The sequence below is a fragment of the Actinoplanes solisilvae genome, assembly GCF_003999975.1.
Classification (GTDB): domain Bacteria; phylum Actinomycetota; class Actinomycetes; order Mycobacteriales; family Micromonosporaceae; genus Actinoplanes; species Actinoplanes solisilvae.
In genome coordinates this window covers 153,760-166,158 of sequence record NZ_RJAC01000009.1, presented here as the reverse complement: position 1 = coordinate 166,158, position 12,399 = coordinate 153,760, and the positions used below count along the sequence as shown (strand labels likewise).

9 protein-coding genes and 1 pseudogene are annotated in these 12,399 nt (G+C 71.5%); 5 read left to right on the top strand and 5 right to left on the bottom strand.

What is annotated here, in order from left to right; translation table 11 throughout:
* Window positions 1-138 precede the first annotated feature (138 nt).
* The 3 genes and pseudogenes from EER30_RS23470 to EER30_RS23460 form a co-directional block, all read left to right on the top strand.
* Window positions 139-2,019: an elongation factor G gene (locus EER30_RS23470; RefSeq protein WP_127502660.1), complete on the top strand. Its 1,881-nt coding sequence runs from the start codon at window positions 139-141 to the stop codon at window positions 2,017-2,019.
* A gap of 60 nt (window positions 2,020-2,079) precedes the next feature.
* Entirely contained in the window at window positions 2,080-2,724 is a 645-nt protein-coding gene (locus EER30_RS23465) for a hypothetical protein (protein ID WP_127502659.1), read from the top strand.
* Between the two features lie 36 nt (window positions 2,725-2,760).
* A pseudogene (locus tag EER30_RS23460) lies at window positions 2,761-3,000 on the top strand (zinc-binding dehydrogenase); the annotation flags it as partial.
* A gap of 3 nt (window positions 3,001-3,003) precedes the next feature.
* Here the strand turns inward: EER30_RS23460 and gap are convergent.
* Window positions 3,004-3,999 carry a type I glyceraldehyde-3-phosphate dehydrogenase gene (gene gap, locus EER30_RS23455; RefSeq protein ID WP_127502657.1) on the bottom strand — a complete coding sequence of 332 codons (996 nt, stop codon included), beginning with the start codon at window positions 3,997-3,999 and terminating at the stop codon, window positions 3,004-3,006.
* 63 nt (window positions 4,000-4,062) lie between these two features.
* Entirely contained in the window at window positions 4,063-5,013 is a 951-nt protein-coding gene (locus EER30_RS23450) for a GlxA family transcriptional regulator (RefSeq protein ID WP_127502656.1), read from the bottom strand.
* 72 nt (window positions 5,014-5,085) lie between these two features.
* On the opposite strand from EER30_RS23450, the gene EER30_RS23445 reads away from it, so the two are divergent.
* Window positions 5,086-6,018, top strand: a complete 933-nt coding sequence (locus EER30_RS23445; RefSeq protein WP_127502655.1) for a thioredoxin family protein — start codon at window positions 5,086-5,088, stop codon at window positions 6,016-6,018.
* Window positions 6,019-6,101: 83 nt separating this feature from the next.
* Here EER30_RS23445 and EER30_RS23440 read toward each other — a convergent pair whose 3' ends face one another.
* Together EER30_RS23440 and EER30_RS23435 are read right to left on the bottom strand one after the other, a co-directional pair.
* Complete coding sequence (locus tag EER30_RS23440) at window positions 6,102-6,500, bottom strand: four-helix bundle copper-binding protein (protein WP_127502654.1); 399 nt, start codon at window positions 6,498-6,500, stop codon at window positions 6,102-6,104.
* A 78-nt stretch (window positions 6,501-6,578) separates the two neighbouring features.
* Window positions 6,579-7,472 carry an aldo/keto reductase gene (locus EER30_RS23435; protein WP_127502653.1) on the bottom strand — a complete coding sequence of 298 codons (894 nt, stop codon included), beginning with the start codon at window positions 7,470-7,472 and terminating at the stop codon, window positions 6,579-6,581.
* Between the two features lie 181 nt (window positions 7,473-7,653).
* On the opposite strand from EER30_RS23435, the gene EER30_RS23430 reads away from it, so the two are divergent.
* On the top strand, window positions 7,654-11,187 hold the full coding sequence (locus tag EER30_RS23430) for a S8 family serine peptidase (protein ID WP_127502652.1): 3,534 nt from the start codon (window positions 7,654-7,656) through the stop codon (window positions 11,185-11,187).
* A 29-nt stretch (window positions 11,188-11,216) separates the two neighbouring features.
* Here the strand turns inward: EER30_RS23430 and EER30_RS23425 are convergent, their stop codons facing one another.
* A complete protein-coding gene (locus EER30_RS23425) occupies window positions 11,217-12,182 on the bottom strand; it encodes a winged helix-turn-helix transcriptional regulator (protein WP_127502651.1) in 966 nt (321 codons plus the stop codon).
* Window positions 12,183-12,399: the final 217 nt, after the last annotated feature.

Below are 12,399 nucleotides of genomic sequence, written 5' to 3'. Positions count from 1 at the left end.
ACGACGTCATCCTCGTGTCCGGTGTGCCCAGCCTCGGCTGCGCCACCGAGGCTGGTCGTTCCTGACCGCGTTCGCCGAACGCCGCGGTCGGGTGGGCGCCGTCCACCACCGGAACACTCTCGAAAGCCCACCACAACCATGCGAAACATCGGCATCCTCGCGCACGTCGACGCGGGCAAGACCACCCTGACCGAACGCATCCTGTTCCTCACCGGCGCCACCTACAAGCGTGGCGAGGTGCACGACGGCACGACGGTCACCGACTTCGACCCGCAGGAACGCTCGCGCGGCATCACCATCTTCGCCGCCGCCGTGAGCTGCGACTGGAACGGCCATCGGCTCAACCTCATCGACACCCCCGGGCACGTCGACTTCACCGACGAGGTCGAACGCTCGCTGCGGGTGCTCGACGGCGCGGTCGTCGTCCTCGACGGGGTGGCGGGCGTCGAGCCGCAGAGCGAGGCGGTGTGGCGGCAGGCCGACCGGTACGGCGTACCCCGCATCGTGTTCGTCAACAAGCTCGACCGGCCCGGCGCCTCGCTGCCCGCGGCGGTGCATTCGCTGCGCGACCGGCTCGGCGTGACCCCGCTGGTCGCGCAGGTGCCGGTCGAGGGCGGCGTGGTCGACCTGGTCGCGAGGCAATCGATTGTCTGGGCCGACGGCGTCCCGGTCGTCGAGCCCGTCGACGGGTTCACCGCGGAACGCCGCCGCTTGGAGGAGGCGGTGGCCGAGTTGCATCCGGCGGCACTCGAGGAGCTCGGCGCGATGTCGGACGAGACGCTGCGTCAGGCGATGCGTGAACTGACCCTGGCCCGGGAGGCGGTGGTGGTGCTGTGCGGCTCGGCCTATCGGAACATCGGCGTGGAACCGCTGCTGGACGCGGTGGTCTCCTATCTGCCCGAGCCCGGTGGTTCGGCCGCCGCGCCGCTGGCCGCGCTGGTCTTCAAGGTGCAGACCGGCCGCCAGGGACGGCTCACGTTCGTGCGCGTCTATAACGGCACGCTCACGGCGGGCGACACCGTGTGGGACGCGGCGGCGGGCCGCTCCGAACGGGTCGGCCGGATCCTGCGGGTGCAGGCCGACCGGCACACCGACGTAGGCCGCGCGACGGCCGGGGACATCGTCGCGCTCGCGGGCGTGAAGGCGGCCCGGCCCGGCACGACGCTGTCCACTCGTGACAATCCGTCGCTGCTCGTGGCTCCGGTGACGGCTGCGCCGCTGGTGTCGGTGGCCATCGAGGGGCGTACCCGAGCGGACGCGCACCGGCTGCCCGGGGCGCTCGCCGCACTGGTCGAGGAGAACCCGTCGCTGTCGGTGCGCACGGACGCCGAGTCGGGGCAGACTCTGCTGTCGGGGATGGGAGAGCTGCAGGTGGAGGTGGCGGTGGCCCGATTGCGTACGGCCGGGCTGGACGTCACGGTCGGGCGCCCGCAGGTGGCCTATCGCGAGACGGTCGTACGGGGTGTGGCCGGGCTGGTCTATCGGCACGTCAAACAGGACGGCGGCGCCGGGCAGTTCGCCCACGTCGTGCTCGACGTGGCTCCGGGCGACGGCTTCACGTTCGGGTCGGCGGTTTCCGGTGGGCACGTTCCGGCCGAGTACGTGCGGGCGGTCGAGGCCGGCTGCCGGGAGGCGCTGACGCACGGCCCGCTCGGCGGCCACCCGGTCGTCGGCCTGCGCGTGACGCTGACCGACGGCGCGACCCACTCGAAGGACTCGTCGGAGATGGCGTTCCGTGCGGCCGGCCGGCTCGGACTGCGGGCGGCGCTCGCGAGTTGCGAGATGGCCCTGCTGGAGCCGGTCGCCGACGTGACGGTGCACGCTCCCGCCGAGACACTCGGTGGCGTGCTCGGCGACCTCGCGGCCCGCCGCGGCCAGGTCACCGGTTCCACTATGGATTCGGTGACGGCGCTGGTGCCACTGGCGTCGCTGTTCGGCTATGCGACCGACCTGCGCAGCCGTACGCGGGGAAGGGGCACTTTCTCGACCAGCCCGGCCGGATATCGCCCGGCCGCCTGAGGGCACCCGGCGGCGTGAGCACGCTCACGCCGCCGGGGTAGGCTGCCGCCCTCTTTGGACATGGGGGACACGATGGGTGACGTGGCCGGTTTGACGATGACGCGGGCGGTGCGCGTCAGTTCGCTGTTGTTCTCGGTCGCCACGGCGCTGGCCGTGACGGCGTTCATCCTGGGGACAGTGGCCTACGACCAATTCACCGCGGAATCGCCGAACTACATCCGCCTGTCGATACTGCCGCAGTTCAAGTCCGAGGAGGCGGTCGAGGATCTTCGAGGAGCCCTGATCTACATCCTCGTGGCCTACGGCGCGGCTTTCGTGCTCGCCGCCATTCTGACCCTTCTCGTACGCCGTCCGCGTCCCTGGGTCCGCCCGGTCGCCTGGGTGGCGGCGCCGCTGGCCGCGCTGCTCGTGTTCCTCGCGCTCATGGGCGCCCTCGAATCGGCCGGCCTCAACCCGGACAGCGAGGATCACGAGCAGATGCTCTTCGCCGCCCTCGTCCCCGACTGGTTCACGCAGGTCAACGCAGTCGTGGGAGGCTGTCTGCTGGCCGCCTTGATCGCCGCCCTGATCGCCGCGACCCGCAGCTCCTCAACCGACTTCTACCGCCCGGCCAGCAAGGTCGAAGATCCGCGGTGGGCCGCCTTCGTAGCCCGCCAGCAGGAAGCCATCGAACAGGGCACCGACAACGAGCCTCGAAGCACCTGAGCTGGACGCCTGATCGAAGCCTCCCGAGCAGCCCGGGCCGGCGCTCAGCAGACCGGCGTCCCCTTCAGCCGGGGCGACAGCGGCCGGGCGACGTACGCGTTGGCCCAGGCCGCTCGGCTGGCCGAGGCCGGCCGCTTCACCGTCGTGGTGGGCCGGACCTTCCCGCTCGACGAGGTGGCCGAGGCTCATCGCGTCGGTGAGGACGGGGGCGTGCGGGGCAAGACAGTGCTGACCGTCGCGCCGCTCAGTGGAAAGCGGCGCGACGGCCAAGGGTGAGCGTCAGGCGCTGAGGAGTTCCAGCGTGTCGATGACGCGGTTGGAGAAGCCCCACTCGTTGTCGTACCAGGCGACGACCTTGATGTGGCGGCCGTCGACGCGGGTCAGGGCCGAGTCGAAGATGGACGACGCCGGGTTGCCGACGATGTCGGAGGAGACCAGGGCGTCGTCGGAGTATTCGAGGATGCCGGCCAGGGGGCCGTCGGCGGCGGCCTGGTAGGCGGCCAGCACCTCGTCGCGGGTCACATCGCGGGCCACGACCGTGTTGAGTTCGACGATCGAGCCGACCGGCACGGGGACGCGGATCGAGTCGCCCGACAGTTTGCCCTCGAGGGTGGGCAGCACCAGGCCGATCGCCTTGGCCGCGCCGGTCGTGGTGGGCACGATGTTCACGGCGGCGGCGCGGGCCCGGCGGGGATCGCGGTGCGGGCCGTCCTGCAGGTTCTGCTCCTGCGTGTAGGCGTGGACCGTCGTCATGAAGCCGTGCTCGATGCCGGCCAGGTCGTCGAGCACCTTGGCCAGCGGGGCGAGGGCGTTGGTCGTGCACGACGCGTTCGAGATGATCGTGTGCGCCCCGGGGTCGTACGCGGAATTGTTGACGCCGTAGGCCAGCGTGACGTCGGCGCCGTCGGAGGGGGCGCCGACCAGCACCTTCGACGCGCCCGCGGTGAGGTGAGCGCGGGCCTTCGCGGCGGCGGCGAGGCGGCCGGTGGCCTCGAGGACGATCTCGACGCCGAGGTCACGCCAGGGAAGCGCGGAGGGGTCGGGCTGGGAGAGCACTTCGATGCGGCGGCCGTCGACGACCAGGGCGGTGCCGTCGACCGTCACCGGGCGACCCAGCCGCCCGGCGGTGGTGTCGAAGGCCAGCAGCCGGGCCAGGGCCGCGGGCTCGGTGAGGTCGTTGACGGCCACGACTTCGAGCTTGCTCTCCCGGGAAAGCAGCGCGCGCAGCACGTTACGACCGATGCGACCGAAACCGTTGATGGCGATGCGAGTCATGCGTCAAGCGTCGCCAAAACACCGGAAACCCAACAGTGGCGCGCCGGACACCGATCGCAAGGATCACGCCACGAACGTACGGCGGTAGGAGGACGGCGTCGTGCCGAGGATCCGCTGGAAGTGCAGCCGCAGATTCGCGCCCGTGCCCAGCCCCACGTCGCCCGCGATCTGCTCGATGCTGCGCGACGACAACTCGAGCAGTTCGCGGGCCATGTCGATGCGGGCCCGCATCACCCACTGCATCGGCGTGTAGCCGGTGTCCTCGACGAAGCGGCGCGAGAACGTGCGCGGCGAGACGGCCGCGTGCCGGGCGAGGATCTCCAGGTTCAGCGGCTTGTCGAGCCGGTGCAGCGCCCACTCCCGGGTCGCCGCGAACCGTTCGCCGAGTGGCGACGGCACGCTGCGCGGCACGTATTGCGCCTGGCCGCCGCTGCGATAGGGCGCCGCCACGAGACGCCGCGCCGCGTGGTTGGAGGCGGCCACCCCGAGGTCGCCGCGCAGGATGTGCAGGCACAGATCGATGCCCGAGGCCGCGCCGGCCGACGTCAGCACGCTGCCCTCGTCGACGAAGAGCACGTTCTCGTCGACCCGCACGGAGGGATATCGAGCGGCGAGCTGACGCGTGTAATGCCAGTGGGTCGTGGCCCGTCGTCCGTCGAGCAACCCGGTCGCCGCGAGCGCGAAGGCCCCGGTCGAGATGGCCGCCAGCCGCGCACCCCGGGCGTGGGCCGCGATCAAGGCGGAGACCACGGCGGCGGGTGGATCTTCCCGATCGGGGAAGCGGTAGCCGGGGATGAACACGATGTCGGCCCAGGCGAGAGCGTCGAGCCCGTCAGCCACGTGATAGGACAACCCGTCCCCGCCGGTGACCAGCCCCGGCGCAGCGCCGCACACCCTGACCTCGTACGGCATGCTCTGTCTGGTTGTGAAGACCTGTGCCGGGATGCCCACGTCGAGCGGTTTCGCCCCCTCCAGGACGAGGACGGCGACGCGATTCAGGCGGGGTGAGGACACGAGCCCACCGTACGTCGCGTGCCGATCGCCACATTGCTGGCGTAGCCGCAGGCAGGCTGGCAAGTTGAGTCCATGAGAACGCCCTCGCTTATCGACGCCGAGTGGCTCAACTCCGACCCGCTCGGTCCCGACGACCTGCAAGGCCACGTCGTCGTCTACGACTTCTGGACGCTCACCTGCATCAACTGGCTGCGCACGGCGCCCTACCGGCTCGCCTGGTCCCGCGCCTACCGCGACGACGGGTTGATCGTCATCGGGGTGCACACGCCCGAGTTCGGTTTCGAGCACGACCCCGAGCTGGTCGAGAGCGCGGTCGCCGAGCGCGGCATCGACTACCCGGTCGTGATCGACAGCGACTACGCGATCTGGAAGGCCTTCGACAACCACTACTGGCCGGCCATCTACATCGCCGACGGCGACGGCAAGATCCGCGACCACCACTTCGGCGAGGGGGAGTACGAGGCCAAGGAACGCTCGGTGCAGAAGTTGCTCGGCGTCAAGCGCCCGCTCACCCAGGTCGAACAGGTCGGCGTCGAGCTCGACGCCGACTGGAACACGCTGCGCACCCCCGAGACCTACCTCGGGTACGCCCGGGGGGAGCATTTCTCGTCGGCCGGTGAGGCGGAGTTCGGCCGTCCGCACGACTACGCGTACTCGAACTTCCTGCACTTCAACTATTGGGCGCTCGACGGCAACTGGACCGTGGGCAGCGAGCACGCCGACCTGAACGAGCCGGGCGGCAGCATCGCGTTCCGCTTCCAGGCCCGCGACGCCCACCTGGTGCTCGCGCCGGGCCGCGACGAGCCGATCCCGTTCCGGGTGACGCTCGACGGCGAGGCGCCCGGCGACGCCCAGGGGCTCGACGTCGACGCCGACGGCAACGGGGTGCTGCGCGAGGGCCGCATGTATCAGCTGATCCGTCAGCCCGGCCCGATCGGCGAACGCTTCCTCGAGGTCACCTTCGCCGAGCCGGGCGTCCGGGCGTACGTCTTCACGTTCGGCTGACCGCGGCCGGGCTGAGCGAGCCGGGCTGAGCGATCCGGGCTGAGCGAGCCGGGCAGTGCGAGCCGGGCTGAGCCGGGCGCCGGTCAGAGCGTGGCGAGCAGCTCGCCGCAGGCTTTCTCGCAGGCCCGGCACGCCTCGGCGCAGATGCGGCAGTGCTCGTGCATCTTGGCGTGCTGCTCGCACTCCGCCGCGCAGGCCCGGCAGGTGACGATGCACGCTTCCAGAACGCCGCGGGTGACCTCGGGGTCGTAGCCGGTGCGGCGCGACAGCACGCGGGCCGTGGCGGTGCACACGTCCGCGCAGTCGAGGTTGGTGCGAACGCATGTCGTGAGCATGGCGACCATCTCCTCGCCCAGACAGGCGTCCGCGCAGGCCGTGCATGATTGCGCGCACGCGGTGAGGGCGTCGATCGCGGCAGCGAGCTTCGTCAGGTCCAGCTCGATGGGCGTCGGATAGGTCGCGAGCATCTCAGCGGCGGTCATCGTTCCTCCTCAGGGTTTTCGCCAGCTTGCCCGGCGGCACCGGGATGCATGCGGGACTGAGACGATCACCGCGTTCTGTCACGTCCAGGCCAGCGACGACCGGGTCGCCCAGTAGATCTCGGCCGGTTCGGCCAGCTTCTCGAGGTCGGCCAGCCGGGCGGGGCTGAGCGTGAGCGTCGCCGCCGACAGGTTCGAGGCGAGCTGCGCCCCGGTGGCGGCGCCCGAGAGCACGACGGTCGCCCACGGCTGGGCCAGGATCGCGGCCAGAGCCTCCGCGTCGCGGCCCGCCAGCCGACCGTTCGCCATGCCCTCTTTGATGATCACCGTACGACCGGAGGAGTGCGCCTCGGCCAGGGCGGGGCCGGCGCTCTGCTCCAGCAGGTTCCACGTGGCCTGCACGCTGCGGAAAAGCGGCACGCCGTCGACCTCGACGGCCAGCGCGGCCCGGATCGCGTCAGCCTGGCGCGGCCCGCTGGTCGACAACCCGACCACGGCACCCTGCGCGGCCAGCCGCCGGTGCAGCACCTCGTCGGTCAGGGCCGGGCTGTCGGGCGTGACCGAGTGGATCTGGTAGAGGCCGAGCCGGTCGCCGAGCAGCGCCCGCGACTCGGCGATCTGCCGGTCGAAGGTCGCCACGCTGTGGTCCTTCGTCTCGTGCACGTCGGCCGTGACCCGCCAGCCGGCCGTGTAGGTGTAGCCCCACTTGCTGCCCACGATCGCGTCGTCGTGTCCCGGCAGCCACGAGGCCAGGAACTCCTCGGCCCGACCGTAGGAGCGCGCCACGTCGAAATAGCGAACCCCGGCCACGTACGCCTCGTCGAGCAGGGCGTGCGTGCGCGAGCGCATCGCCTCGACGGTGCGGTCGGCCGGCAGGTCCTCGTCGCGGCCCAGATTGATGTAGCCGGGGCGGCCCACCGCGGCCAGCCCGAGCCCGATCCGCGCCACCCCGGTCAACCCGTCGAAAAGATCCATGCCTCCCATGAAACACCCGCGCGGAGCCGAGCCCCGACGGTGGGTGACGAGACGTGAAACATAACTGGCGGAAGTCCGCCATGTCCCTTCTCCGCCACGGCTGATCTTGTCCACCGCGGCGCGCGGCGTCCAAGAATCGGCGCGCGGCACCGCGTCGGCGTGGCCGGGAAGGGAAGACTTGATGTCCAGTCGGAGACGTCTGTGGGCGGCGGCGGCCGTTCTGACGCTCGTGGGCGGGTTCGTGGCCACGCCGGCCTCGGCGGCCGCCCCGGCCCCGGCCGCCGAGGTCGATCCGCGGCTGTTGCAGGAGCTGGCCAGGCCGTCGGCGGGGGACGTGACGTTCTTCGTCGACCTCGCCGACCGCGGCACGCTCAAGCTCGGCGGTGCGAAGGAACGCGTGGCCCGTACGCGGGAAGTCATCGCGCAGAAGCGGGAGCACGCCGACCGCACCCAGAGCGCGGTGAGAATCCTCTTGCGAGACCGAGGAGCGGCCTTCACCCCGTACTGGATCTCGAACACGGTCGAGGTCACGGGTGACCTGGAGCTGGTGCGGGAGCTGGCGCGGCGCGACGACGTGAGCCGGATCTCGCTGCCCGCGGTGGCGCAGACCGTCGACCCCGCGCCGACCACGGCCAGCAAGAAAGCCGAGCTGCCGTGGGGGCTGACGCAGATCGGCGCCGACAAGGTGTGGAACGGCTACGGCGTGCACGGTGAGGGCGTCGTGGTCGGCAGCGTCGACACGGGCGTGCAGTTCGACCACCCGGCGCTGGCCCGGCAGTACCGCGGGACCAACGCGGACGGCACGGTCACCCACGCCGGCAACTGGTTCGACGCCACCGGCACCTGCCCCGAGGCGGGCGTGCCCTGCGACGACGTCGGCCACGGCACCCACACGGTCGGCACGATGGCCGGCGACGGCATCGGGGTCGCTCCGGGCGCCAAGTGGATCGCCGCGAAGGGTTGCGCGACCAACGGCTGCGCCGAGGGCGACCTGCTCGCGGCCGGTCAGTGGATGCTCGCGCCCGACGGCCGTCCCGAACTGTCGCCCGACATCGTCAACAACTCGTGGGGCGGACCCGAGAACGGCAACCGCTTCTACGACGACATCGTCACCGCCTGGACCAGCGCGGGCATCTTCCCGGTGTTCTCCAACGGCAACGACGGTGAGTACGGCTGCGGCACCGCCGGCTATCCGGCGACCAACCCGAGCACGTACGCCGTGGGCGCCTACAGCAGCAACGGCACGATCGCGTACTTCTCCAGCCGGGGCAACGGACCGTCGATCCGCCCCGACATCGCCGCGCCGGGCGTGGACGTGCTCTCCAGCGTGCCGGGCAGCGGTTACGCCCTGAACAGCGGCACCTCGATGGCCGCCCCGCACGTGGCCGGCGCGGTCGCCCTGCTCTGGTCGGCCCAGCCCGACGTACGCCGTGACGTGCAGGCCACCCGCGAACTGCTCGACCGCACGGCGGGCGACGCCGACGACACAAGCTGCGGCGGCACGGCGGCCGACAACAACGTCTTCGGCGAGGGCCGCCTGGACGCGTACGCCCTGGTCGAAGCGGCCACGGGCGGCGCCCACGGCGGCGTGACCGTGACCGTGACGGGAGCCGGGGCCGTGATGTCCGGCGCGCTCGTGACGCTGACCTCGGCGCTGATCACCCGCTCGGGGCGCACCGGCGCGGACGGCGTGGCCCAGCTCGGCCGGGTGCCGGGCGGCAGCTACACGCTGACGATCGCGGGCTTCGGCCGCCGGACGGTCACGCAGCCGTTGACCGTGGCCGCCGAGCAGCCGCGGGTCACCGTCGACCTGTCGGCCGCGGCGACGTGGCACCCGGTGAGCGGGATTGTTCGTGATCCGGCCGGGAAGGGGCTGGCCGGGGTGCGTGTCACGCTGGCCGGCGAGTCGTTCGCGGGGTTCGTGACCGGCGCGAACGGGCGGTTCACCGGGCAGCTGCCCGAGGGGCGCTACGACGTGCTGGTCGACTACGGCCGGTGGCTGGCGCCCAAGACCGTGCCGCTCACCGTCGACAGTGCCGAGACCCTTGACGTACGACTCGAGGCGAAGACGGATCAGTTCGGCTACACCCTCGCCGAGTCACCGGTCCGGCTCGTTCACGGTGGCCGTCGCGTGTCACCCGGTGCGATCGAGCTGCCGTTCCCGGTCACTTTCTACGGCGTCACCTACCGTGAGGTCACTGTGCGCGCCGACGGTTCGCTGACGTTCGGTGAGTCCGGCGCGGCGATCCGCGGTGTGGCTCCGCGCAAGCACGCCGAGATCCGTATCCACCCGAGTTCGAGCACGTTCATGGTGACCTGGGGTGACGTGCAGATCGCGCTGGCCTCGACCGGCTCGATCACCGCGCAGGGCTCGGCCACGATCCAGGACGAGCGCGGGCGCTCGCTCAGCTACGAAGGACCGCTCGCGGTCACGTTCTCGGTGCCGGGCGCGGGTCTGCTGCGCGGCCGGGTACTCGACGCGAACGACGGACAGCCGGTCGAGGGCGCGGCGGTCACCGTCTCGCCCGAGATCGTCACGACCAGCGGCGCCGACGGGGTCTACCAGGTGCAGGCGCCGGCCGGGCCGCTCACGGCGAGCGTCACCAAGTCCGCGTACGGAGAGGGCACGCTGACCGCCGCGGTCCGGGCCGGCGCTGTGCGCGTGGCCGACGTACGCCTGGAAACGCCTCTGCTGACCGCGCCGTCGAAGCAGCCGGTGACGGTGAAGGCGGGCGGCACGGCCACGATCGACGTGACCCTGCGCAACCGCGGTGGGCTGCCCGCCACGTACACGGCCCGGGAGCTCAACGGCCCGAAGCCCGACGGCGAGCCCGGCAAGGTTCTCGGCTCGTTCAACGTGCCCGACTTCTACAACGCGTACGGCGTCGACTGGCACGACGGGAAGCTGCTGGTCTCGGACACGTACTTCTGGGGCCGGGTCGAACGGTTCACCGAGAACGGCACGTCGCTCGGCAAGGGCGCGATCACGATGAACGGCTGGCCCTCGGACATGACCCCGATGCGCGGGCTGGTTTGCGCGCCGAGCATGTCGATCGTCGGGGACCTGCCGATCGTCTGCCTCGACCGCGAAACGCTCGAGGTCAAGGCGACCATCCCGACGCCGCGGCCGGGCGCGCTCTACTACGGCCTGGCCTACCGCGAGTCCGACGACACGTTCTACCTGGCCGGCGACTACGCGATCCGGCACATCGCCGGGCTGACCCACGCCACCCCGGGCGAGGTGCTCGGCGAATGCCAGCCGGTCGTGCCGTGGACGACGGGCATCGAGCTCGACCGGAAGCAGAACGTGCTCTGGACGATCAACCAGGACAACGTCGGCGAGCGGATCCGGGCGCTCGACCCGGACACGTGCACCGAGCTGGGCTGGGCCCCCGACCCGGACGCCGACGAGCTCAGCGCGGGCGGCATCACGCTCGACGACCAGGGCGACCTGTGGACGGTGGGACAGACGCGGGCGCCGTACCGGGCCGCGGTCTACCACCTTTCCGGGCAGCTTCCGGTCTACAGCGACATCCCGTGGCTGACCATGGCCGCGCCGACCGGCTCGATCGACGCTGACGGGCACGGCAAGCTGCGGCTCTCCGTCGACACGACCGGACTGAGGCCGGGTAAGTACACCGCGACTCTGCTGCTGATCAGCAACGGTGCCGCGGCGGGAACCGTGCCCGTGACGGTGTCGCTGACGGTCCGCTGACACGAGGGCTGTGAGGGCCGCCCCGGCCCTCACAGCCAGTTGTTGCGGGCGGCGTAGAAGCCGAGCTGCATGCGCGTCGACGTGCCGGTCGCGTCCATGAGCTGCCGCAGACGCCGCTGCACGGTGCGCAGCGACATGCCGAGCTGCGACGCGACCGCCTTGTCGGGCAGGCCCGAGAGCAGCAGCGACAGGATCCGGCGGTCGGTCGGCGTCGGCACGTTCCAGCGGTCGAGGTCCTCCACGACGTCGGAGGCCGGGGCCAGCCGCAGCGGGGTCGCCCGGTCCCAGACCTCGTCGAAGAGCGCGACCAGCACCTCGACCCACCGGCTGCCCCGCGCGACGAAGGCCCACGGCTCGTCGAGGTCGCCGAACGCGGGGAACGAGAGCAGGCCGATGCGGCGGTCGGCGACGGCCAGCTTGGCCGGCACATCGGCGGCGCCCCGAGCCTCCTCACCGGCGGCCACGCACGCGCCGATCCGCTGGGCGGCGGTCGGGCGCTCCAACGTGCGACGGTCATAGACCACCCGGAACCGGATGCCGCGCCGCAACATCTCGAGCTCGGTCGGGTTGTCGTGATAGCCACCCAGGTAGGGCGGGCGGTCGAAGCCGAGCACCTCGTCCTGGGCGCCGCGCAGCACCTGGTCGAAGACCTGCCCCACGGCCTGCACGCCGACCACGGTCTCGACCCCGCTGGTCGACGGCTCGACGGTCTGCTGGCTGCGCACCCAATCGCGCAGCGTCAGCCGGGCCTCCTGCAGCTGCCGCATGCGGCCGAGCAGCAGCGAGTCGAGCGCGAGATCGGGCGGCGCGGCCGTGAGCAGCTCGCCGTCCAGCCGCAGCAGGCCGTTGGCGGCCAGCCCGTCGACGGCGGCCGACGTCCGCTCGGCCGTGGCTCCCAGGCGTTCGGCCAGCTCGGCGGCCGTGCCGGGGCGACCGGCCAGCAGCTCGGCATAGATCCGCTGTTCCAGCTCGGCCAGACCGAGAGCCGCGAGCATGTGTTACCTACCCCAGATGTGCCCGTATTGACGACGATGATCTCAGCACAGCGCGTCAAGCGGGAGAGCCCGCGCCCCCGCTCGCCGAACCGACGGGCTGGGGCGCGGGCCCAGGGTGGGGAGGGTAGGTCCCACCGATCATGGTGCTCGCGCACGATGGCGATCGCCCGCCGGGGATATGACGGTTGCATGACGAAAACGCGGATTCGCCACACAC